The sequence below is a fragment of the Brevundimonas sp. genome (assembly GCF_032055285.1).
Classification (GTDB): Bacteria; Pseudomonadota; Alphaproteobacteria; order Caulobacterales; family Caulobacteraceae; genus Brevundimonas.
Window position 1 is genome coordinate 405,977 of sequence record NZ_DAMBRE010000002.1, and the last position, 22,476, is coordinate 428,452.

Here is a 22,476-nt window from a genome sequence, read left to right on the forward strand (position 1 = left end):
GTCGCCCCTAGTGGCCGTGCTCGGCTTCGCCCTTGGCGAGCTCGGCTTTCAGCAGGAAGGCGTTGGCGCCGGCGATGCGTTCGGCGCCGGTCAGACCCCGCACGATCTCGGTCCGCCCACCCGCCTGTCGTCCGACGAGAACGGGCGCGGCGCGGAAGCCGGTCTCGGTACGCACGAAGACGACAGTCGCGCCCTCGACGGTCTGCACGGCGTCGGAGGGCACGGTGACGCCCCCGATCGCTTCACCCGTCGCCACCGCGCCGGTGACCGCCGAGCCTGCGGGCGGCAGGGCGCCGCCTATCGGGCGTGCGCGAATGACGGCGGCGCCGCTTTCCAGACCGCCGCCGGTCGCCACGCCGGTCACGACGCCGTCCACGTCGCCCGAAGGCGTAGTGACGCGGATCGTGCTGCCGGCGCGGACGTGCGACGCCACGGCGGGCGGCGCGCTGAACACCATTTCAATGCGGGCCGGATTGATGATCTCGGCGACCACCCCGCCCTGAGCTGCGAAGCCTCCCGGCCCGACCAGAACGCTGGTGACCACGCCCGCGATCGGGCTGACGACGCTGAGACGACCCATGGCGTCGGGCGATCCAGCTGCGGACGACCGAGCGCGCGCTGCGCGGGCGGCGGCCTCGGCGCCCAGGGCCTGGGCGTGGGCCACCTCGGCGTCACGCCGCGCCACCACACCCTGATTGGCCAGATCCTCCTCGCGTCGGTGCGCCTGCTGGGCGGCGATCGACGTGGCCTGGGCGGCGTCGGCGTCTGCCCTCAAGGCGGCGGCGTCGCCGCTGACCAGGATGGCCAGCGCCTGGCCGACGCGCACCGATTGACCGGGCGCCACCAGCACCCGCTCGACACGACCGGCGACCGAAGCGGCCACAGCGGCGCGGCCGTCCACCATCGGCTCGACGCGGCCAGACATGCGGACCTCGCCTCCCCCGCCGCCGCCCACGGCGACGACCGTTATGCCGACGGCTTCGATCTGGGCCGGTGACAGCTCGACGACGCCCTCCTCTGTGGCGGATTCGGCACCCTCGTCGGCGTGGCCGCCTTCGACGGCCTCGGGTGCGGCTTTCGGCTGACTGTTGAGCAGATAGAGGCCCCCGCCGCCCAGAAGGACGACGGCGGCGGCTCCGGCCATCAGCCAGGTCTTGTTCAGTTGAGTGGCGGGTTTCATCGAACAACTCCGAACGGGGCGCGGCCTTGCAGGCGCGCCAGGTCGATTTCCGCGCGAACCCGCGCCAGGCGGGCATCAACGGCGGCGTTGCGGGAGGAGATCAGGGCGGCGCGCGAAGAACGCAGCTCCAGTTGCGAGATACGCCCTGCGTCAAAGCCGATGCGGGACAGGCGATAGGCTTCCTGCGCCGCCGCCACCCCTGCATCAGTCGCGGTCACCCGGCTGCTAGAGGCGTTGAGCCGCGCGACGGCGGCGTTGCGATCGGCCTGAGCCTCTTGACGCGCCCCCCTCAGACGCGCTTCGGCGGCGCGAAACTCGGCCTGGGCGGCGTCGATATTGCCTCGGTTCCGGTCGAACAGCGGCAAGGCCAGACTGAGCCCCACAGTCAGGGCCGTCGCATCCTCGGCCTCATAGTGGCGCACGCCGACCGAGGCGCTGACATCCGGACGGGACTGGATGCGCTCGACGGCGATCCGTCGCTCCGCCGCATCGCGTTCGGCCTCGGCGACGCGCACGATGGGCGTGGTGTGGCTGCTGACCATGGACGCGGCTGGAACCCGATCAATCAGACTGACCTCAATCGCTGTCACGGGCGTCGGCAGCATGGCTGCGGCCGTCAGTCGGGCGAAGGCGGCGTCGCGTTCGGCTTGGACTTCGTCCAGGGTCGCGCGGGCGGTGGCGGCCTCGCTTTCGCCCTGAAGGGCCCGGACCATGGGCTCGCGGCCTTCCTCGACCAGGGTCAGCGCGGCGCGGGCGTCGGCCAGGGTGACGCTCAACGCCTCCTCGGCCAGTTGCGAGCGGCGCTCGGCGGCCTCAGCCTCGGCATAGACCAGAGCCAGACGTCCGGCGGCGTCGACTACAGCGAGATCGCGACGCAGCGCCGCCGTCTCGGCCTCTGCCCGGGCCACATCGACGCGGGCGCTGCGACGCCCCCAGAGCTCAAGATCCTGAGTGACGCCCAGCGTCGTTTCAGCATTGCCGAGGCCCTCGAAAGGTCCGCTGCCGAAGGCGTTCTCGACGTCCAGCGCCAAGGTCGGATTGGGGCGAATGCGGGCCTGTCTGACCCGGGCCTCGGCGGCGTCTCGAAGAGCGTCCGCCTCTGCCATCGTCGGCGAGGCGCCGATCTGCTGCAGCAGGGCTTCAAACGCAGGTGCGGGGTCGGCCCAGACGGGGCCGGCGATCGCGGTCGCCAAGGCGACCATGGCGCAGCCCGCCGCAATGCGCGGCGGACGACGATAAGGGGATGGCATGTCCTGTTTCCCAGATTATTGACGTGAAGGGCGCGCGAAGGCGCGCGATCACGTCAGGCTCTGGGTGGGCGTTCTGGACCGGCGGGCGGATGCGAAACCAGCTGATGAGACGGGCTGCTCAACAGGACCGCACGACGTGGCGCGACCTCGAACGACGTGTCCTGACACGCCGGCGTCGAGACGCCGCCGTGGTGGCAATGCCCGTGCGAACAGACAGCATGGTTCTCGTCGTCGGAATGAGGCGTGCTGCTGTGGTCGTCGACCACCAGGACAGCGGCCTCGGAAGGCTCGGCTTCAGTCCCGCAACTCATAGCGTCGACGGCGGGAATGAACACGAACAGGGCGATGAACGTCGCCATGAACGTCGCCAACACCCCTCGCCTGATCGAGTTGAATCCCATGGGGCTTTCTAGCACGCCTCCTGTCCCCGACAATCGCGTGATTGTCGCAGCTCCGCTTGATCTCCTTAGGACAATGAGCGCATAAAGAACAAATGAAGAACATACGTTCGCAACCTGACGCGCTAGTGGCGCTGAAGACCCGGCTGGAGGCGCTGGATCGGTCCGGCGCTCGTCGCGTCGAGACGGCTGTGCGTACGGGAGACGACGACGCCTTTGCCCCCCTGGTCACAGGAGTTGTGCATGATCTTTATGCCGCCGCCCCCGCCGACGCTGTAGCGGTCAACGCCTTTGGCCTGGGGCTGGCGCTGCGAGCGGCGGCGGGGCGGCCGATCGTCTGGGGGCTGCATGAGATGATGGCCCAGGAGGCGGGACGGCCGCACGGTCCGGGCCTGCATGAGATGGGCTTGTCGCCGCGCGACCTGTTGCTGGTGCGGACGCGCGACGTGAAGGCCCTGTTGGCTGTCGGCGAAGAAGCCCTGCGCAGTCCCGCCGTGGGCGCCGTGCTGTTGAGCGCCTGGGGCGAGGCCAAGGCCTTCAGCCTGACGGCCAGCCGCCGACTGGCGCTGGCGGCCGAGACGGGCGGCGCGACCCTGCTCCTAGCGCGAGCAGGCGCGGCCCCCTGCCCCAGTGCCGCCGAGACCCGCTGGTCGGTGGCGTCCTGGGCTTCAGAACCTCTGGAAGGCGGGGCGCCGGGGCGACCGTCTTTTTCGGCGACCCTGCTGCGGCGGCGCGGCGGCGGGGCGACCGGAACCTGGATCATGGAGTGGGATCGTGAACAGCGAACCTTCCGCCCGCCCGCGCCGCTATCTGGCGGTCTGGTTCCCCTGGCTGCCCAGCGACCGGCTGCGGCGTCAGGCGCCAGACGCGCCGCCTGAGGACATCCCGTCAAAGGATGGGCCGCCCGTCGTCCTGGTCGAGAAGGTCAAGGGCGCCCTGCGGCTGGCCGCCGTCGATCCGGCGGCGGCGCGAGCGGGACTGGCCCCTGGCCTGGCCCTGGCCGATGCGCGAGCGCGGACGCCCGTCCTGCGCACCGTCGCCCACCGACCCGACGCCGACGACGCCCTGCTGGCCCGAGTGCTGGAGGATTTCGGTCGCTTTACTCCCATGATTGCGCTCGACCCGCCACACGGCCTGATGCTGGACGTGACCGGCTGCGCCCACCTGTTCGGCGACGAGGCGAGCCTGATCCAGACCGTCCAGACCCGCGCCGAACGCGCTGGGCTTCAGACCCGCAGCGCCCTGGCCGCAACGCCACAGGTTGCCCGCGCCCTGGCGCGCTTCGGTCCCGGCGGCCGGTTCGAGCCCGGCCAGGACCGCTCCGCCGCGCGCGCCTTGCCGGTCGCCGCACTGGAACTGGTGGACAAGGAGGAGCAGGCCCTGCGCCGCGCCGGGTTGAAGCGGCTGGGCGATCTGGACGACCGGCCTCGCGCGCCCCTGGCCGCCCGTTTCGGCGCCGACTTCCCCGCCCGGCTGGCGCGGGTGCTGGGCGACGAGGACATGCGCATCACCCCGCATCGCGCCCTCGCCCCCGTGGTCGTCGACCGCGTCTTCTTCGAGCCGGTTTCGGCGCCCGAGGACGTGGAGCGCGTCCTGTCCGACCTTCTGGTCGAGACCATGGATCGGCTGGATCAGACGGGTCTGGGCGGGCGCGCCTTCGAGGCCGGCTTCTACCGCGTCGACGGCGAGGCGCGCCGCGTCGTCGTCCGCACCGGCCGTCCGACCCGCGACGCGAACGCGACCCTGCGCCTGTTCCGCGAGCGGATGGCCGCCCTGGCCCATCCGCTGGATCCCGGTTTCGGCTTCGACCAGATGCGAATGTCCGTGCCTTGGACGCAAGTCCTGGCGCTGACCCAACAGGGACTGGAGCGTGAGACGCCGGGCGAAGAGGCCTTCAGCCGCCTGATCGATCGACTGACGGCCCGGCTAGGGCCGGAGGCCGTACTGCGCTTCGAGCCCTTCGCCTCGCACATCCCCGAACGCGCGGCGCGACTGGTCCCGGCCGCCGCCCGTCATGGTGACGAGGCCTGGCCCGACCTTGATCCCGACGATCCGCCCTTGCGGCCGCTTCAGATGTTCGACCCGCCCCAGCCCGTCGAAACCCTGGCCGAGGTCCCCGACGGCTATCCCCTGAAGTTCCGCTGGCGGCGCGTCCTGCACGAGGTGACGCGCGCCGAAGGGCCCGAGCGGATCAGCGGCGAATGGTGGCGCGCGCCGAACCAGCGCACCCGCGACTATTACCGGGTCGAGGACCAGGACGGCCGTCGCTTCTGGCTGTTCCGCCAAGGCCTCTATGGCGAGACGCCCGAACCACGCTGGTTCATCCACGGTCTGTTCGCATGAGGAGGTTCGACCCTTGCGGCGACTACGCCGAACTGGCGACGGCCAGCAACTTCTCCTTCCTGCGCGGCGCCTCGCATCCCAAGGACCTGGTGCTGACGGCGATCCTGCGCGGCCACGCCGGGCTGGGGCTGGCCGACCGCAACACCATGGCGGGCGTGGTGCGGGCCTGGAGCGCGTTGAAGGAGATTCGCGTCGAGGGCCTGGCCCCGCCGGACAGGATGCGCGACGGCGGCAGTCCCGGCGAGATCGTCTTCATCGAGGACCCGCTGAACGATCCGGCCCTGTCCGAAGAGGTGAAGCGCCGCGCGACGGACTTCCGCCTGCTGACCGGGGCTCGGCTGGTCTTCAACGACGGGACGCCAGACGTCATCGCCTATCCGGAGACGCGGGCGGGTTGGGGCCGACTGACGCGCCTCCTGACCCTGGGCAACCGCCGGGCCAGGAAGGGCGAGTGCGAGATCGGCTTACGCGACCTTCTGGCCGATCCGGAGGACTTGCTGCTGATCCTCGTCCCGCCGGACCGGCTGACGGGGCTGGAAGAGGTGCTGGCCCGCATGAACGCGGCGGCGCCGGGCGCGATCTGGCTGGGCGCCGCCCTGCACAGGCGCGGCGACGATCGGCGCCGGCTGGCCCGGCTCAAGGCCATGGCGGAGCGGGTGGAGGTTCCCCTGCTGGCGCTCAACGACGTCCTCTACGCCTCCCCCGAAGACCGCGACCTGCAGGACGTCCTGACCTGCATCCGCGAAGGCGCAACCATCGAAACCGCCGGCCGCCGGCTGGAAGCCAACGCTGAACGCTGGCTGAAGCCGTCCGCCGAAATGATGCGTCTGTTCCGGGATGCGCCCGAGGCCATTCGCGAAACGACCGCCTTCCTGTCGCGCGCGACCTTCGACCTGTCCGAACTCAGCTATCAATACCCGGAAGAACCGGTCCCGCCCGATTGGACGCCACAGGCCTGGCTGGAAGAGTTGACCGGCCGCCACGCCGCCATGCGCTATCCCGACGGCGTTCCCGTCAAGGTGCAGGCCCTGCTGGACAAGGAACTGGCCTTCATCGCCCGCAAGGACATCGCCCCCTATTTCCTGACCATCTTCGACATCGTCCGCGTGGCGCGAGACAAGCGGATCCTGTGCCAGGGGCGCGGCTCGGCCGCCAACTCGGCGGTCTGCTATGTCCTGGGTATCACCTCGGTGGACCCGATGGAATCCGACCTGCTGTTCGAGCGCTTCCTGTCCGAGGATCGAAATGAGCCGCCCGACATCGACGTGGATTTCGAGCATGAGCGGCGTGAGGAGATCATCCAGCACATCTACGAACGCTATGGCCGCCACCGCGCCGGGATCGCCGCCACCGTCATCCACTTCCGCCCCCGCAGCGCCATCCGCGAGGTCGGCAAGGTTCTGGGCCTGACCGAAGACGTCACCGCTCGTCTGGCCTCCAGCCACTGGGGCAGTTGGGGGACCGAGATCGGCGATCGCCACGTCGTTCAGGCGGGACTGGATGCAGCCAACCCCATGATCGCCCGCGCGGTCGAGATGGCGTCCCGCCTGCTGAACTTCCCGCGCCATCTCAGCCAGCATGTCGGGGGCTTCGTCCTGACCCAGGACCGGCTGGACGAAATGGTCCCCATCGGCAACGCCGCCATGCCCGACCGCACCTTCATCGAATGGGACAAGGACGACATCGACGCCCTGCGCCTGATGAAGGTCGATGTGCTGGCGCTCGGCATGCTGACCTGCATCCGCAAGGCCTTCGACCTGATCCGCGCCCATGAGGACGAGGACTGGGAACTGCACACCCTCCCGCGCGAGGACCCAGCCGTTTACGACATGCTGTGCCGGGGCCAGTCCATCGGGGTCTTCCAGGTCGAGAGCCGCGCCCAGATCAACATGCTGCCGCGGCTGAGGCCCCGCTGCCTCTACGACCTCGTCATCCAGGTCGCCATCGTCCGCCCCGGCCCGATCCAGGGCGACATGGTTCACCCCTATCTGCGTCGCCGCAACAAGGAGGAGGAGGTCGTCTATTCTTCGCCCTCCCCCGATCGCGGCCCGCCCGACGAACTGGAACAGGTGCTGCACAAGACCCTCGGCGTGCCCCTGTTTCAGGAACAGGCGATGAAGCTGGCCATCGTCGCCGCCGAGTTCAGCGACGGCGAGGCCAACGGCCTGCGCAAGGCCATGGGCACGTTCCGCGGCGACGGCAGCCTGCATACCTATGAGACCCGCATGGTCGGACGGATGGTCGAGCGCGGCTATGATCCGGCCTTCGCCCAGCGCTGCTTCGAGCAGATCAAGGGCTTCGGCTCCTACGGATTTCCCGAAAGCCACGCCGCCAGTTTCGCCCGGCTGGTCTATGTCTCTTCCTGGATCAAGCACCGCCACCCGGCGGCCTTCACCTGCGCCCTGCTGAACAGCCAGCCCATGGGCTTCTACGCCCCCGCACAGATCGTGCGCGAGGCGCAGGAGGTCGGCGGGGTCGAGGTGCGTCCCATCGACGTCTCGCACAGCGACTGGGACAACTCACTGGAGGGACCTGAGAATGCGCCCGTCCTGCGTCTGGGCCTGCGTCAGATCGACGGCTTCAGGGAGGATTGGGCGAATGCCCTGTCGTCGGCGCGGGCCGAGGCGCCCTTCGCCGACATCGAGACCCTGGCCCGTCGCGCCGAACTGCCCGCCGCCGCCATGCGCAAGCTGGCCGACGCCGACGCCTTTCGCTCCCTGGGCCAGGACCGTCGCGAGGCCCTGTGGGCGGTGCGCCGCCTGCCCGATGACAACCCCCTGCCCCTGTTCGCCGCCGCCGAGGCGCGCGAACGCGGCGCCCGCGAACTGGGCGCGGAGCCCGACGCCCGCCTGCCCCTGATGCCGCTGGGCGAGCATGTCGCCGCCGACTACCAGACCGCCCGCCTGTCGCTGAAGGCCCACCCCATGGCCATCCTGCGCCCCGCCTTCGCCGCCGACCGCGTCCTGACCTGCGCCGAAACCGAATCCAAACGCGGCGGCTCCCTGGTACAGGTCGCGGGCGTGGTTCTGGTGCGTCAGCGGCCGGGCAAGGGCAACGCCGTCTTCGTCACCCTGGAGGACGAGACCGGCATCACCAACGTCGTCCTCTGGGCGCGGATGCTCGACCAGTACCGACGAGAGATCATGGGCGCCCGCCTGATGCAGGTCGAAGGCATGGTCGAGAAGAGCCCCGAAGGCGTCGTCCACGTCGTCGCCCGCCGCGTCATCGACCGCAGCGCCGAACTGTCCCGCCTGTCAGAGGACCACGAAACCGACATCCAACTGGCCCGCGCCGACATTATCGCCCACCCGCAACCGCCGCGCCACCCGCCGCACCGGCACCCGCGCGATGTGCGCATCCTGCCTGGATCGCGGGATTTCCATTAGAGACTAGAGGTCGTCGACCTGATGTTCCGCAGTCCGCGTCTCGTCCTTCAGCCAGCGCACAAAGGCTCGGGCTGGCTCGGACACACCGCTGCGGCGCGTCAGCACATGATAGGCCAGCGCCGTCGAAAGGGCCCCGTCAGCGAAAGGCGCGGCCAGACGGCCTGAGGCGAGGTCGTCGGCGACAAAGGCGTAGGGCGCCAAGGCCACGCCCTGACTATGGGCCGCCGCCTCGATCGCCAGCGCGGTCTGATCGAAACGCGGACCGGCCGAGGCGTCGATCTGGGTCAGTTTGCGGGACGCCAGCCAGGCCGGCCAGTCGGGCCGCGGCTCTTCCAGTTCGCTGGGGCGCAGATGGATCAGGGTGTGCTGCGCCAAGTCCGCCGGACGTTTGAGCGGATGCGCGCCGCTCAACAAGGCCGGGCTGCACACAGGGGTCACGTCGGCGTTCAGCAGGCGCTCGGACCGAACACCGACATAGTCGCCTCGTCCATAGCGCACCGCCACATCCACCCGCCCGCCGCCGACATCGGCCAGGCGCATGTCCGCCGACATCCAGACCTCGACCTCGGGATGGGCAGCGGAGAAACGCGCGATGCGCGGAGCCAGCCACTTGGCGGCGAAGGACGGCGGCACGCTGATCGCCAGGGCGTGGCGACGGTTGGGGCGGTACAGCAGATCCCCTGCCCGCTTCAGATAGTCGAAGCCGTCGTGTAGCAGCGGATAGAGCTCAGCGCCCAGGTCGGTCAGGGCGATCTGCCGCCCTTCGCGATGGAACAGCGGCGCGCCCGCGTGCTGCTCCAGAATGCGGATTTGCTGGCTGATGGCGCCGGGCGTGACCGACAGCTCTTCGGCGGCCCGGGTGATGTTCAGGCGTCGCGCGGCCGCCTCGAACGCCTTGAGCGCATTCAGGGGCGGGATGCGGCTTTCGACAGGCGCGTCCTTCTTGCGGCTCATCGGTTCAGCCACTCCGGCGTCGGCAGGCCGCGCGCGGTCAAGAAGGCCGGGTCATAGACCTTGCTGGAATAGCGCTGACCGGAATCGCACAGGACGGTGACAATGGTCTTGCCGGGTCCCAGGTCGCGGGCCATGCGGATGGCTCCGGCGATGTTGACCCCGCTCGACGGCCCCAGCGACAGGCCCTCATGTTGAACCAGGTCGAACAGGATGGGCAGGAATTCGGCGTCCTCAATCCGATAGGGATGATCGACCGCCAGCCCCTCCAGATTGCCGGTGATGCGGTTGACGCCGATGCCCTCTGTGATCGAGCTGCCTTCGCCCTTCAGCACGCCCTCGGTGAACCAGCTGTAGAGCGCGGCGCCCGGCACGTCGGCCAGACCGATGGCGATGTCCGGCTTCTGCTCACGCAGGTAGGCCGCGCAGCCGGCCAGCGTCCCGCCCGACCCAACGGCGCAGATGAAGCCGTCGATGTTCCCATCCGTTTGCTTCCAGATTTCGGGCGCCGTGGCTTCGTAGTGAGCTTCGCGATTGGCCAGGTTGTCGAACTGATCGGCGTAGTAGGCGCCGTTCGGTTCGCTCTCGTCCAGTTCCTCGGCCAGGCGGCGAGAATAGGCGACGAAATGGTTGGGGCTGGCGAAGGGCGCCGGATCGACCTCGATCAGACGCGCGCCGTGCAGACGAACCGCCCGCTTTTTCTCGTCCGTCTGGCTGCGCGGCATAACGATGACGACCGGATGGCCCAAGGCCGCGCCGACCAGGGCCAGGCCGACGCCGGTATTGCCCGCCGTGCCCTCGACGATGATGCCGCCGGGCTTCAGCGCGCCTGACGCCCGCGCCTTTCTGATGATGCTGAGCGCCGCCCGGTCCTTGATGGATCCGCCGACATTCATGAACTCGGCCTTGCCGAGGATCTCGCAACCGGTCAGTTCCGAAGCGCGCTTAAGGCGCACCAGAGGCGTGTTGCCGATCAGACCGAGAACATCAGGCGCGACGATCATGGAACTTCCGAACCGTGACTAAGAGGGCGACCCTCTTAGCCACAGTTCAGATTTTCTAACAACTCGATCAGATGTGGATCACGCGGCCATAGGCGTCCAGCGCGGCCTCGTGCATGGCCTCGGACATGGTCGGGTGCGGATAGACGATGCCGTGGATGTCTTCTTCCGTCGCTTCCATCGTGATGGCGGTGACGTAGCCCTGGATCATCTCGGTCACTTCATGGCCGATCATGTGGGCGCCGATCAGGGCGCCGGTCTTGGCGTCGAAGATGACCTTGACGAAGCCGTCGACCTCGCCCGCCGCCACGGCCTTGCCGTTCACGCGGAACGGGAAGCGGCCAATCTTGACCTCACGCTTCTCGGCGCGAGCGCCTTGCTCGGTGACGCCGACCGAGGCGACCTGCGGCTGGGCGTAGGTGCAGCCGGCGATGGGCGAATGGACGTTCGGGGTCTTGTAGGCCGCGATATGCTCGGCGGCGTGGATGCCTTCGTGCGACGCCTTGTGCGCCAGCCAAGGCGCGCCGGCGCAGTCGCCGATGGCGTACAGGCCCTTGACGTTGGTCTGGCAGTGGCTGTCGGTCTTGATGTGACCGCGGTCCAGTTCGACGCCCAGCGCCTCCAGGCCGATGCCGTCGGTATTGGCGGTGATGCCGACCGCCGAGATGCAGACCTCGGCCTCCAGCGTCTCGGCCTTGCCGTTCACTTCAACATCGACCTTCACACCCTTGAAATCCTTGGAGACCTTGGTGACCTTGGCGCCGACCTTGAACTTGATGCCGCGCTTTTCGAACGACTTCTGAGCAGCCTTGGAGACCTCTTCGTCCTCAACCGGCATGATCCGGTCGACGGCCTCGACGACCGTCACCTCGGCGCCCAGGGCGCGATAGAAGCTGGCGAACTCGATGCCGATGGCGCCCGAGCCGATGACGACGAAGGTCTTGGGCAGTTTCTTGGGGGCCAGGGCGTCGCGATAGGCCCAGATCTTGTCGCCGTCCGCTTCCAGACCGATCTGCGGCAATGCGCGGGCGCGGGCGCCGACGGCCAGCATGACGGTCTTGGCTTCGATGGCGCGCGTGCCGCCGGCCTTCAGCGCGACAACGACCTTGGGAGCGACAGCGCCCTTCTCGAGCGTGGCCGAACCCTCGATCACCTCGATCTTGTTCTTCTTCATCAGGAAGCCGATGCCCTTGTTCATCGTCGCCGCGACCCCGCGCGAGCGCTGGATGATGGCGTCGAAGTCAAAGGACGCGCCCGAAGCGGACAGGCCGTATTCCTTCAGGTGCGACAGGCTCTCGAACTTCTCGCCCGACTTCAGCAGGGCCTTGGTCGGGATGCAGCCCCAGTTCAGGCAGATGCCGCCCAGGTTCTCGCGCTCGATGATCGCGGTCTTGAGGCCCAGTTGGCTGGCGCGGATCGCCGCGACGTAACCGCCGGGGCCCGAACCGATGACGACGAGATCGAATTCAGCAGCCATGGTCAGATCAACTTCTCGATGTCGGCCTTGATGGCCGCGGGTTCAGTCTGGGGCGAATAGCGCGCGACGACGCGGCCTTCGCGGTCGGTCAGGAACTTGGTGAAGTTCCACTTGATGTTCTGGGAGCCGAAGAAGCCACGCTTCTGCCGGGTCAGCCAGGCATAGAGCGGGTGCCGGTTCGGCCCGTTGACGTCCACCTTGTCGAACAGGGGAAAGGTCACGTCGAAGCTGGTGGCGCAGAAGGCGGCGATTTCCGCCGCCCTGCCCGGCTCCTGCTGGCCGAACTGGTTGCAGGGAAAACCCAAAACCTCGAACGGCGCATCCACAAAATCGCGGTGCAGCTTCTCCAGTCCGTCATACTGACCGGTGAAGCCGCACTTCGACGCCGTATTGACGATCAGCAGCGCCTGACCGCGAAAGCGGTCCAGCGCCACGTCCGTGCCGTCGATGGCGCGGGCGGAGAAGTCATAAACCGAGGTCATGACTTCACCCTCCCCTTAGGCCAGCATCGCCACAGGATCTTCGATCAGCGGCTTGAACGCCTGCAGGAAGCGAGCGCCCGTTGCGCCGTCGACCACGCGGTGATCGCAGGTCAGGGTCACGGTCATGACCGTGGCCGGCACGATCTGGCCGTCCTTGACGACCGGACGTTGCTCACCCGCGCCCACGCTCATGATGCAGCCCTGCGGCTCATTGATGATCGAGGTGAACTGCTTGATGCCGAACATGCCCAGGTTGGACACCGAGAAGGTGCCGCCCTGGAACTCTTCGGGCTTCAGCTTGCGCTCGCGGGCGCGCTTGGCCAGGTCCTTGGACTCGGTCGCGATCTGCGCCAGGCCCTTGGTCTCGGCCTTCTTGATGATCGGGGTGATCAGGCCGCCGTCGATCGCCACCGCCATCGAGACGTCGGCGTTGTGGTGCATGGCGATGCCTTCGGGGGTGTAGGAGGCGTTCGCCTCCGGCACCATCTTCAGCGCCAGGGCCGCAGCCTTGATGACGAAGTCATTGACCGAGACCTTGATGCCCTGCGGCTCCAGCATCTTGTTCACCTTCGCGCGGACGGCCATCAGCTGGTCGATCTCGCAGTCGATGAACAGCGGGAAGTGCGGGACGTTCTGGATGCTGTCGACCATGCGGCGCGCCACAGCCTTCTTCATCCCGTCCAGCGGAATCAGGTCGTAGCTGCCGTCCGGGATGCCCATCTGGGCCAGCGACTGAACCTGACGCGGGGCGATGCCCGAGGTCGCAGCGGCGGTCGCCGTGGAGGCTGCGGGTTGAGCGGCGCCCTTCGGCGCCCCCTCGACGTCGCGCTTGACGATCCGACCATGCGGGCCGGAGCCCTTGATCGACTTCAGATCGACGCCGTTCTGGGCGGCGATACGACGGGCCAGGGGCGAGGCGAAGATGCGTTCGCCGCTGGCCGACTTGGGAGCGGCAGGCGCCGGGGCCATCGGCGCCGCAGCCTTGGGCGTTTCCGCCTGAACCGGAGCAGCTTCAGCCTTGGGAGCTTCGGCCTTGGCGGCAGGCGCAGCCGCGCCGCCCTCGTCCTTCAGGCGGGCGATCGGCGTGTTGACCTTCACGCCTTCCGTACCCTCAGCCACCAGGATGTCGGTGACTTCGCCTTCATCGACGGCCTCGACTTCCATCGTCGCCTTGTCGGTTTCGATCTCGGCGATGACGTCTCCGGCAGAGACAACGTCCCCGACCTTGACGTGCCACTTGGCCAGAACGCCCTCTTCCATGGTCGGCGACAGAGCCGGCATCAGGATGTCGGTCATTGAGCGGACTCCGTGTTCGCAGCCTGAGCAGCCTTGGCGTGGGCCGCGTCCCAGCTGTCGCAGATAGCCTTGAACGCCACGGCCTGATCGAAACCGTGATGCTCGGCGTAGGCATGAGAATAGTGCCAGGCCAGTTCGGCCAGGACGACGCCGATGTTGCCAGGCTCAGCCAGAGCCGGACGGATGTTCATGATAGGACCCGTGCCGTTCCACCAGACGCGGGCCAGTTCGATGACCTGATCCTCAGGGGCGTTCAGTCCCTCGGGAACTGGCAGGGACCGTTGTTCAAGCGCAGCGGCGTCCATCAGGCGTTCCCTTTCGGTGCGGCCACAGGCTCGGCCACGGTCTGCACATTGTCCGCCTTCACGACGTCAGAAAGGCCCTGAAGGATGCGATTGTAGGCTTCGCGCTCGTTGTGACCGTGACGCACGGCGTAACCGTGTGCCATATGGCGCGCAGCATAGGCCAACAGTTCCCCGAACTTGATCGGGTCATTGAAGGCCGGCTTCACCGACATGACCGGCTCGTCCTTCGACCACCACATCCGCAGGATCTCGATCGCCTGCGGATCAGCGGCGACGCTTTCCGGCGTCGTCAGCATGAACTCGGAAGCTTCGCTCACGCCATCACCTGCTTCACAGCGGCGACGATCTTGTCCACGCCCGGCAACGACAGGGCTTCCAGGTTGGCGGCGTAAGGCAGCGGCACGTCTTCCTGGTGCACGCGCAGCGGCGGAGCGTCCAGGTAGTCGAAGGCATGTTCGATCACGCGGGCCACGACCTCGGCGCCGACGCCCATCGGCCCCCAGCCTTCTTCGGCCGAGACCAGGCGGCTGGTCTTCTTGACGCTCTCAACGATGGTTTCGTGATCCAGCGGACGCAGGGTGCGCAGGTCCACGACCTCGGCGGAGATGCCTTCCTCGGCCAGCTTTTCAGCGGCCTGCAGGGCGAAACCGACCATGCGGCTGTGGGCCGTGATGGTGACGTCCGTGCCTTCGCGGCGGACCTTGGCCTTGCCGATCGGCACGACGTAGTCCTCGACGTCCGGCACGTCGAACTCGAGGCCGTACATCATCTCGTGTTCGAGGAAGACGATCGGGTTCGGATCGCGGATCGCTGCTTTCAGCAGACCCTTGGCGTCAGCGGCGTCATAGGGCGCGATGACTTTGAGGCCCGGAACTTGAGCGTACCAGGCCGAATAGTCCTGGCTGTGCTGGGCGCCGACGCGGCTGGCGGCGCCGTTGGGGCCGCGGAAGACGATGTCCGCACGGATCTGACCGCCCGACATGTAGAGGGTCTTGGCGGCCGAGTTGATCACATGGTCGATGGCCTGCATGCCGAAGTTCCACGTCATGAACTCGACGATCGGCTTCAGGCCCGCCATGGCGGCGCCGACGCCAAGACCGGCGAAGCCGTGCTCCGTGATCGGGGTGTCGATCACGCGCTGGTCGCCGAATTCCTGCAGCAGTTCGCGGCTGACCTTGTAGGCGCCCTGGTACTGGGCGACTTCCTCGCCCATCAGGAAGACGCGGTCGTCGCGGCGCATTTCCTCGGCCATGGCGTCGCGCAGGGCGTCGCGGATGGTCGTCTTGACCAGCTTGGCGTCAGCCGGAATTTCCGGATCGCGTAGTTCCGTCTTGGGCGCGGTCGAAACGGCGGCAGCCGGAGCGGCGACGGGCGCAGCCTCGGCCTTGGGCGCGGGGGCCGGCGCGGCGTCTTCGCCGGCCAGACGCGCGATCGGCGTATTGACCTTCACGTTCTCGGAACCCTCGGCGACGAGGATTTCCAGCACTTCGCCTTCATCGACGGCTTCGACTTCCATCGTCGCCTTGTCGGTTTCGATCTCGGCGATCACCTGGCCGGCCGACACGGTGTCGCCCGCCTTGATGTGCCACTTGGTCAGCGTGCCCTCTTCCATCGTGGGGGACAGCGCCGGCATCAGAATGTCGGTCACGGATCAGGCCTCCACGTAGACGTCAGTATAGAGCTCGGACGGATCCGGCTCAGGGCTTTCCTGTGCAAACTGCACGGCTTCGGCGACGATGGCTTTCACCTCGTTGTCGATGGCCTTCAGCTCTTCCTCGGTCGCCTTGGCGGCGGCGAGCAGCATCTTCAGGTGATCGATGGGGTCGCGGGTCTTCTTGACCTCGTCAACCTCTTCCTTGGTGCGGTACTTGGCCGGGTCCGACATGGAGTGGCCGCGATAGCGGTAGGTCTTCACCTCGAGGATGTACGGACCTTCACCGGCACGGGCACGGGCCACGGCGCGGGCGGTGGCGTCGCGCACGGCCAGGACGTCCATGCCGTCGACCTGCTCGCCCGGGATGCCGAAGCTGGCGCCGCGCATGAACAGCTCGGTCGTGGACGACGAGCGCTCGATGCTCGTGCCCATAGCGTACTGGTTGTTCTCGATGATGTAGATGGCCGGCAGCTTCCATAGCTGAGCCATGTTGAAGCTCTCGTAGACCTGCCCCTGATTCGAGGCGCCGTCGCCGAAGTAGACAAAGGCCACCGAGTCATCGCCGCGATACTTGCCGGCGAAGGCCAGGCCGGTGCCCAGGGCCACCTGGGCGCCGACGATGCCGTGACCGCCATAGAAGCCGGTCGGCACGTCGAACATGTGCATCGAACCGCCCTTGCCCTTGGACGAGCCGCCGATGCGACCGGTCAACTCGGCCATGACCGCGTTCGGGTCCATGCCCGCAGCCAGCATGTGGCCGTGATCACGATAGCCGGTGATGATCTTGTCGTGGCCTTGCTTGACGCTCTCCTGAACGCCCACCGCCACGGCTTCCTGGCCGATGTAGAGGTGGCAGAAGCCGCCGATCAGGCCCATGCCGTAAAGCTGACCCGCGCGCTCCTCGAAGCGGCGGATGAGGACCATCTCGCGGTAGAAGCGCAGCAGGTCTTCTTTCGAAGCCTGAGGCGTGTTCGGAATCTTGTTGTCGCCCGCACTGGACGATGATTTCTGAGCGGCGGCTTTCGCCATCCGGCATCTCCCGGCTGCGCCCCAATTGTCAGGGACTCTTATCGTTACGGAAAGGGGCTTTAGCAGCCTTCGTTCCCGAAACGCAAAGCGAGCCGGTCAAGCTGTAACAATAGTTCAGGAGGCGCGGATCGCGTCAGGGTTGCGCGGAGCAGGAGCACTCAAGCGAACCACGTAGTCGCGAGGATCAGCAAAGCCGAGCACCGCCCGCGCCCGCTCTTCCAGAAGGTCCTTTGAAAGGCTCTCGGTTCGCAGATAGCGCACGCGAACTTCCAGATCCCGGCGCTGCTCAGTCAAATGGGCCAATTGCGCCTCGCGCTTGGCGAGAAGCGCATCGCGCTCGCCGCCGCTCAGCAGGCCGCGCTGCCCAGTCAGGGCCTGAACGCCCAGATAGACGATCAGGAACAGCAGGAAGGCGGACGGAAGATAGGGCTTCATCTGCTCGGGCACGACTAACGCTCCTTCTGAGCGTGAACACGGTTTCCCATTCTTGACCGAAAATGCCTAACGAACCGTAGCTTGGCCGCAATTGCGAACGCCGCCCCCGAGGTCGGAGACGGCGTCGCGCACTTCTTTGTGAGAAGGCTTACTTCAACAACATGCCGTCGCCGAAATAGGCGGCCTGGTCGCCCAGCATCTCTTCGATGCGCAGCAGTTGGTTGTATTTGGCCGTCCGGTCCGAGCGAGCCAGCGAGCCGGTCTTGATCTGTCCGCAGTTGGTGGCGACAGCCAGGTCGGCGATGGTGGAGTCCTCGGTTTCACCCGAACGGTGGCTCATCACCGAGGTGTAGCCGGCGCGATGGGCCATATCCACGGCGTCCAGGGTCTCGGACAGGGTGCCGATCTGGTTGACCTTGATCAGGATGGAGTTGGCCAGGCCTTCGCCGATGCCGGCGGCCAGACGGCGCGGGTTGGTCACGAACAAGTCATCGCCAACCAGCTGAACGCGGTCGCCCAGACGGTCCGTCAGCAGCTTCCAGCCATCGAAGTCGTCCTCAGCGCAGCCGTCCTCGATCGAGACGATGGGGAAGCGCTCGACCAGATCGGCCAGATAGCCGACCATGCCGTCAGCGTCGAAGGACTTGCCCTCACCCGTCAGGTTGTACTTGCCGTTCTTGAAGAACTCGGTCGAGGCGACGTCGAGGCCCAGGTGGAAGTCCTCACCGGCCAGATAGCCGGCGGCCTGCCCCGCCTTGGTGATGAAGGCCAGGGCTTCTTCAGCCGAGGCCAGGTTGGGGGCGAAACCGCCCTCGTCGCCGACGTTGGTGTTGTGGCCCGCGTCCTTCAGCGCCTTCTTCAGGGCGTGGAAGATCTCAGCGCCCATGCGAAGGGCATCCGAGAAGCTGTCGGCGCCGGTCGGCAGGATCATGAATTCCTGAATGTCGATCGGGTTGTCGGCGTGGGCGCCGCCGTTGATGATGTTCATCATCGGGGTCGGCAGGACGCGAGCCGAGACGCCGCCGATATAGCGATACAGCGGCAGGTTCGAGCTGATGGCGCTGGCCTTGGCGGCGGCCAGGGAGACGCCCAGGATGGCGTTGGCGCCCAGGCGGCCCTTGTTGTCGGTGCCGTCCAGTTCGATCAGGGCCTCATCCAAGCGGCGTTGGTCCTCGGCGTCCATGCCGGACAGGGCGTCGAAGATTTCGCCGTTGACGGCGTCGACCGCCTTCTGGACGCCCTTGCCGCCCCACATGTCCATGTCGCCGTCGCGCAGTTCAACGGCTTCGTGGGCGCCGGTCGAGGCGCCCGAAGGCACGGCGGCGCGGCCGAAGCTGCCGTCTTCCAGGGTGACGTCCACCTCGACCGTCGGATTACCCCGGCTGTCGATGATCTGGCGGGCGACGATGTCGGCGATGTCGGTCATGTGGAAGGCGCTCTGTCAGGAGGAGAAGTTCTGCCCCCGGTTTAGCCCAGCCGTCGCCGAATCGCCAACCGGCGGCGCGCCTTCCTTTTTCCAGACGTCAGCTGCAGCCCTCGACGTACTGAATGCTGGGGCCGCCCGCATGGATGAAGGCCACCCTGTCGTCCTGGCCGATCTCGAACACCAGACCGCGCGCGGCGGGATCGGCGACATATGTCCCCAGTAGATGCCCTGCCCCCGGCCAGATGGTCAGATAGCCGGCCGGCGCCTCCACATACTTGTGAGGGCTGAATCGAGCGGTCGCGCCGTACTTTGTCTTCAGTTGCTCGCCGTCATAGCCGATCCCCACGCCGTCCGCCGTCTTGACGCTTGAGCCCGTGGTCACCGTCAGACGGGTCAGAACGCCATTCTCCGTCATGACCAGAAGCCCCTCAGGCGCACGCGGCGGATGATACTGACGGCATTCCGAAGGCTCGGCTTCAGCGGCGCTCGCAGGCGGCGGGCCGACCGCAGCGTCCACCTCGGCCTGGGTCATGCCGATCTTCAGGGGACCATAGCCTTGAGGCGTCAGCACCTCGGCTCCAGCGGCGTCGAGCGCCCTCGCAGGAGCTGCTGATTCGGGAGCTTTCTGCTCAGGCGTCTTGGCGCCTTCAGGCGCATTGCAGGCCGCCAGGGCCAGCAGGGCGACGGAACTGAGGACAGCGTGGCGGATCATGCGGAGCGCTCCAGTGGTTCAGCTTCACCGCCATAACGCACGAAAACGGCGCGCGATGACATCGCGCGCCGCCGAATTCTATCGTCCGGCCGAAACCGGGACCGTCGTGAAGACCTTAGTCTTCCTTCGGGGTCATGACCTGACGGCCTTTGTACATGCCGGTCTTCAGGTCGATGTGGTGCGGACGGCGCAGCTCGCCGGTGTCCTTGTCTTCCACATAGGTGTTGGCGCCCAGGGCGTCGTGTGCACGACGCATGTTGCGACGCGAGGGGGATACTTTGCGCTTCGGAACGGCCATGTCCGTCTCAATCTCTAAGTCGGTGCGCCGTGAAGACGCGAAAACAACAGCGGCGGCCCCCCGATAAGAGCCGCCACGCGAGGGCGGGCTTATGCATGAAGCCGCAACCGATTTCAAGCCGTGCCGTGACAATCGGCCAAGCAAGTCAGGCTGGCGGTTCGACACCGCTTGCGGCAAAGTCATGACACCGATGTCACGGGAGGACAGGATGCGCAAATTCAAGCCAAGAATTCTGGCAGCAAGCCTGGCGTTCGGCTCGCTGACGGCGGCGGGGCCTACGCTTGCGCAGTCGGACATAAGGACCCTGCCTCTCCCTGACGCCGCCGCCTATCCAGAAGGGGTCACGGTCGATCCCATATCCGGCGCCGTCTATGCAAACAGCGCAAACACAGGCGTGATTTTCCGCATCGATCCTGACTCAGGCGCAGCGGCGGTCATCGCCGATCCGCTCGATCTGGGCGATACGCCGCCGGCCAAGCCGGTCTCCGTGGCTCTGGGCCTCAAGGCGGACGGACAGGGCCGCATCTGGGTCGCCGGAGCGCGAACGGGTTCAATGCATGTGGTCGATATCGCCACCGGTGAAAGACTGGCGCGCTTCACCACGCCAGAAGGCCCCTGGCTGATCAACGACGTCGCCCTGACGTCCGACGCCGCCTATTTCACCGACACCTTGCGCCCCGTGCTGTGGCGCGTCTCACGTGATTCTATCTCCGACGCGGCTCTGGAGCCTTGGTTGTCCTTCGAAGGCACGGTGCTGGAGTATGGCGAAGACCCCAACCTGAATGGCATCGTCGCGACGCCGGACGGGCGATACCTGATCGTCGTCCTGATGAAGACCGGCCGACTGTATCGCATAGACACTCGCACGCGCGAGGTGACCGCCATCAACACTGGTGATTCGGCCCTGGACGGCGGCGATGGCCTAGCTCTGGTCGGGCGGCGGCTGTTCCTGGTGCGTCAGTCTGCGGGGGAGGTCGTGGCACTGGATCTTTCGATCGATCTGAGCGCAGCCGTCGAGGTGAAACGCATCAAGCCGACCGAACTGGCTTGGCCCGCAACCGTCGCTGTTCGCGGGGATCGCCTGATCGTCGCCAACAGCCAATTGAATCGCCGTGGTTCAGGCGATCCGGTCCTGCCGTTCAGCCTGGTTTCGATCCCGCTGGCGGCCTTCGACTAGACGTCGCGCGGCAGGGTCTTCACGACACGAGCCGGATTGCCGACGACCACGACATCGGATGGCACGTCCTTTGTCACGACCGCGCCGGCGCCGATCACGACCCGGTCGCCGACCGTGACGCCTGCCAGAACGACGGCCCCGCCGCCGATCCAGACGTCATTTCCCAACCGGATGGGGCGGGCGCTTTCAACGCCTGAACGTCGCTCTGCCGCCCCTAGCGGGTGTTCGGGCGTCAGAAGCTGGACGCCGGGACCGCACTGAAAGTCGTCGCCAATGGTGATCTGAGCGCAATCCAGAAAGACGCTGTTGGCGTTGACGAAGGCACGAGCGCCCAAGCGGATATTGTCGCCGTAGTCGCAGAAGAAGCCGGGCATGATCGCCGCGCGTCCATCGCTCGCGTGGACCAGTTCATTGACCAGGGCGCGGCGCTTCTCGCGATCCGGCTCTTGATTGATGCGCATAGTCCGGCCAACCGCACGCGCCCGCCGCGCGACCAGTTCAGGATCGCCAGGGTCATAGCTCAACCCGGCCAGCATCTTCTCGCGTTCGGTCATGCTCATGCCCTGCAAAGCGCCTCGGCCACTGCTTCGCCGATAACCAGAGAACTGGTCAGGCCTGGGCTCTCGATCCCGAACAGGGCTATCAGGCCGTCGATGCCGTGATGTTCGGCTCCATGCAGTTGGAAGTCCGGCTGCGGCTCACCGGGGCCGTGAATCTTGGGCCGGATGCCGGCGTAGTCGGGCGTCAGCCGCTCGACCGTCACACCGGGCCAGAAGCGGCGGATGTAGTGGGCGAATTCCTCCGCCTTGGCCGGATCGACGGAATAGTCCTCGGCCTCGACATAGGCCAGGTCCGGCCCGAACACCCCCTGCCCGCCCAGATCCTTGCGATAATGGGTGCCCAGCGCCCCGGCGATGGGCGGCGGATAGATCAGACGATTGAACGGCGCAGGCCCCGTCAGGCGGAAATAGATTCCCTTGCCCAGATGCCGCGCCGGGATGTCGACGGGCGGATAGCCGTCGATGGCCGCCGCCACGCTCTGGGCTGACAGGCCGGGCGCGGTGACCAGCAGCCGGGACGTCAGCACCGCCCCGCCTTCTCCGCCCGCCGTGATGCGGAAGCCTCCCCCTGACAAGGGCTCGGCCCGTTCAAACGGCGTGGAGACCACGACCGAGCCGCCCGCGTCCTCGATCTCGCCCTGCAGGGCCAGCATGTAGTCGTGGCTGGCGAAGACCCCGCTCTCGGGCGACAGGATGGCGGCGTGGGCGTTCAGTTCAGGCTCCAGCGCCCGCGCCTGGGCGCCGGTCAGGTGCTCCAGCCCCTCGACGCCGTTTGTCGTCGCCTGCTGGAAGATGGCCTCGATGCGCGGGACCTCGGCCTCCTCGGTCGCCACGACCAGCTTGCCGCACTTCCAATGATCGATCTTGTGGCCGCCTAGAAACTCATAGAGCGCGCGCCTCCCCTCGACGCAGAACTTCGCCTTCAGCGAGCCGGTCGGATAATAGAGCCCGCCGTGGATGACCTCTGAGTTGCGCGAGGACACGCCCTGACCGATGTGCGGCTCTTTCTCAAGCACCAGAACCGACAGGCCGCGTTTCGCCAGCGCCCGCCCGCAGGCCAGCCCCACAGCCCCCGCCCCTACGACCGTCGCATCGAAGTCGAAAGGCGCGGCCATG

The 22,476-nt window shown here is 67.1% G+C and carries 22 protein-coding genes; 4 read left to right on the forward strand and 18 right to left on the reverse strand.

Going from position 1 to position 22,476, the window contains the following annotated elements:
• Window positions 1-7: 7 nt before the first annotated feature.
• Genes RTY13_RS07535 through RTY13_RS07545 form a run of 3 tightly spaced genes read right to left on the reverse strand, consistent with a single transcriptional unit; the run spans window position 8 to window position 2,789 of the window.
• Window positions 8-1,180, reverse strand: coding sequence for an efflux RND transporter periplasmic adaptor subunit (locus tag RTY13_RS07535; RefSeq protein ID WP_312782328.1), 1,173 nt, complete (start codon window positions 1,178-1,180; stop codon window positions 8-10).
• Window positions 1,177-2,430, reverse strand: a complete 1,254-nt coding sequence (locus RTY13_RS07540; RefSeq protein ID WP_312782329.1) for a TolC family protein — start codon at window positions 2,428-2,430, stop codon at window positions 1,177-1,179. The genes RTY13_RS07535 and RTY13_RS07540 overlap by 4 nt, the downstream gene beginning before the upstream one ends.
• A 53-nt stretch (window positions 2,431-2,483) precedes the next feature.
• A complete protein-coding gene (locus tag RTY13_RS07545) occupies window positions 2,484-2,789 on the reverse strand; it encodes a hypothetical protein (protein ID WP_312782331.1) in 306 nt (101 codons plus the stop codon).
• Window positions 2,790-2,923: 134 nt separating this feature from the next.
• Between RTY13_RS07545 and RTY13_RS07550 the strand changes: the two genes are divergently transcribed.
• From RTY13_RS07550 to RTY13_RS07560, 3 genes are read left to right on the forward strand one after another with little or no spacing between them, the layout of a single operon-like run.
• Window positions 2,924-3,706, forward strand: coding sequence for a hypothetical protein (locus RTY13_RS07550; RefSeq protein WP_312782333.1), 783 nt, complete (start codon window positions 2,924-2,926; stop codon window positions 3,704-3,706).
• Window positions 3,603-5,171, forward strand: coding sequence for a DNA polymerase Y family protein (locus RTY13_RS07555; RefSeq protein ID WP_312782335.1), 1,569 nt, complete (start codon window positions 3,603-3,605; stop codon window positions 5,169-5,171). Before RTY13_RS07550 ends, RTY13_RS07555 begins: the two co-directional genes overlap by 104 nt.
• On the forward strand, window positions 5,168-8,557 hold the full coding sequence (locus RTY13_RS07560; RefSeq protein WP_312782336.1) for an error-prone DNA polymerase: 3,390 nt from the start codon (window positions 5,168-5,170) through the stop codon (window positions 8,555-8,557). The genes RTY13_RS07555 and RTY13_RS07560 overlap by 4 nt, the downstream gene beginning before the upstream one ends.
• Before the next feature lie 3 nt (window positions 8,558-8,560).
• Here the strand turns inward: RTY13_RS07560 and gcvA are convergent, their stop codons facing one another.
• From gcvA to rpmF, 13 genes are all read right to left on the reverse strand, one after another.
• Window positions 8,561-9,511 carry a transcriptional regulator GcvA gene (gcvA, locus tag RTY13_RS07565; protein ID WP_312782337.1) on the reverse strand — a complete coding sequence of 317 codons (951 nt, stop codon included), beginning with the start codon at window positions 9,509-9,511 and terminating at the stop codon, window positions 8,561-8,563.
• The gene (locus RTY13_RS07570; RefSeq protein ID WP_312782338.1) at window positions 9,508-10,512 is read right to left on the reverse strand and encodes a cysteine synthase A; all 1,005 of its coding nucleotides are present in this window, start codon (window positions 10,510-10,512) and stop codon (window positions 9,508-9,510) included. Before RTY13_RS07570 ends, gcvA begins: the two co-directional genes overlap by 4 nt.
• Before the next feature lie 67 nt (window positions 10,513-10,579).
• The gene (lpdA, locus tag RTY13_RS07575; RefSeq protein ID WP_312782339.1) at window positions 10,580-11,986 is read right to left on the reverse strand and encodes a dihydrolipoyl dehydrogenase; all 1,407 of its coding nucleotides are present in this window, start codon (window positions 11,984-11,986) and stop codon (window positions 10,580-10,582) included.
• Between the two features lie 2 nt (window positions 11,987-11,988).
• Window positions 11,989-12,468, reverse strand: coding sequence for a glutathione peroxidase (locus RTY13_RS07580; protein ID WP_312782340.1), 480 nt, complete (start codon window positions 12,466-12,468; stop codon window positions 11,989-11,991).
• 15 nt (window positions 12,469-12,483) lie between these two features.
• Window positions 12,484-13,764, reverse strand: a complete 1,281-nt coding sequence (locus tag RTY13_RS07585; protein ID WP_312782341.1) for a pyruvate dehydrogenase complex dihydrolipoamide acetyltransferase — start codon at window positions 13,762-13,764, stop codon at window positions 12,484-12,486.
• Window positions 13,761-14,069, reverse strand: coding sequence for a DUF5076 domain-containing protein (locus RTY13_RS07590; protein WP_312782342.1), 309 nt, complete (start codon window positions 14,067-14,069; stop codon window positions 13,761-13,763). Before RTY13_RS07590 ends, RTY13_RS07585 begins: the two co-directional genes overlap by 4 nt.
• A complete protein-coding gene (locus RTY13_RS07595; protein WP_312782343.1) occupies window positions 14,069-14,386 on the reverse strand; it encodes a DUF5076 domain-containing protein in 318 nt (105 codons plus the stop codon). The genes RTY13_RS07590 and RTY13_RS07595 overlap by 1 nt, the downstream gene beginning before the upstream one ends.
• Window positions 14,383-15,717, reverse strand: a complete 1,335-nt coding sequence (locus tag RTY13_RS07600) for a pyruvate dehydrogenase complex E1 component subunit beta (RefSeq protein ID WP_312782344.1) — start codon at window positions 15,715-15,717, stop codon at window positions 14,383-14,385. The genes RTY13_RS07595 and RTY13_RS07600 overlap by 4 nt, the downstream gene beginning before the upstream one ends.
• Before the next feature lie 3 nt (window positions 15,718-15,720).
• The gene (pdhA, locus tag RTY13_RS07605) at window positions 15,721-16,752 is read right to left on the reverse strand and encodes a pyruvate dehydrogenase (acetyl-transferring) E1 component subunit alpha (protein WP_105564519.1); all 1,032 of its coding nucleotides are present in this window, start codon (window positions 16,750-16,752) and stop codon (window positions 15,721-15,723) included.
• Window positions 16,753-16,866: 114 nt separating this feature from the next.
• The gene (locus RTY13_RS07610) at window positions 16,867-17,187 is read right to left on the reverse strand and encodes an FtsB family cell division protein (protein ID WP_409450294.1); all 321 of its coding nucleotides are present in this window, start codon (window positions 17,185-17,187) and stop codon (window positions 16,867-16,869) included.
• 148 nt (window positions 17,188-17,335) lie between these two features.
• Window positions 17,336-18,613: a phosphopyruvate hydratase gene (eno, locus tag RTY13_RS07615; RefSeq protein ID WP_312782349.1), complete on the reverse strand. Its 1,278-nt coding sequence runs from the start codon at window positions 18,611-18,613 to the stop codon at window positions 17,336-17,338.
• Window positions 18,614-18,710: 97 nt separating this feature from the next.
• Window positions 18,711-19,325, reverse strand: coding sequence for a hypothetical protein (locus RTY13_RS07620; protein ID WP_312782351.1), 615 nt, complete (start codon window positions 19,323-19,325; stop codon window positions 18,711-18,713).
• A 115-nt stretch (window positions 19,326-19,440) separates the two neighbouring features.
• The gene (gene rpmF / locus RTY13_RS07625; protein ID WP_105564516.1) at window positions 19,441-19,623 is read right to left on the reverse strand and encodes a 50S ribosomal protein L32; all 183 of its coding nucleotides are present in this window, start codon (window positions 19,621-19,623) and stop codon (window positions 19,441-19,443) included.
• A gap of 208 nt (window positions 19,624-19,831) precedes the next feature.
• Here rpmF and RTY13_RS07630 point away from each other — a divergent pair, with 208 nt between their 5' ends.
• Window positions 19,832-20,800: a hypothetical protein gene (locus RTY13_RS07630; RefSeq protein ID WP_312782353.1), complete on the forward strand. Its 969-nt coding sequence runs from the start codon at window positions 19,832-19,834 to the stop codon at window positions 20,798-20,800.
• Here the strand turns inward: RTY13_RS07630 and RTY13_RS07635 are convergent.
• Together RTY13_RS07635 and RTY13_RS07640 are read right to left on the reverse strand one after the other, a co-directional pair.
• The gene (locus tag RTY13_RS07635; RefSeq protein WP_312782355.1) at window positions 20,797-21,354 is read right to left on the reverse strand and encodes a sugar O-acetyltransferase; all 558 of its coding nucleotides are present in this window, start codon (window positions 21,352-21,354) and stop codon (window positions 20,797-20,799) included. The genes RTY13_RS07630 and RTY13_RS07635 overlap by 4 nt on opposite strands.
• A 2-nt stretch (window positions 21,355-21,356) precedes the next feature.
• Window positions 21,357-22,475: an NAD(P)/FAD-dependent oxidoreductase gene (locus tag RTY13_RS07640; protein ID WP_312782356.1), complete on the reverse strand. Its 1,119-nt coding sequence runs from the start codon at window positions 22,473-22,475 to the stop codon at window positions 21,357-21,359.
• Window position 22,476 lies beyond the last annotated feature (1 nt).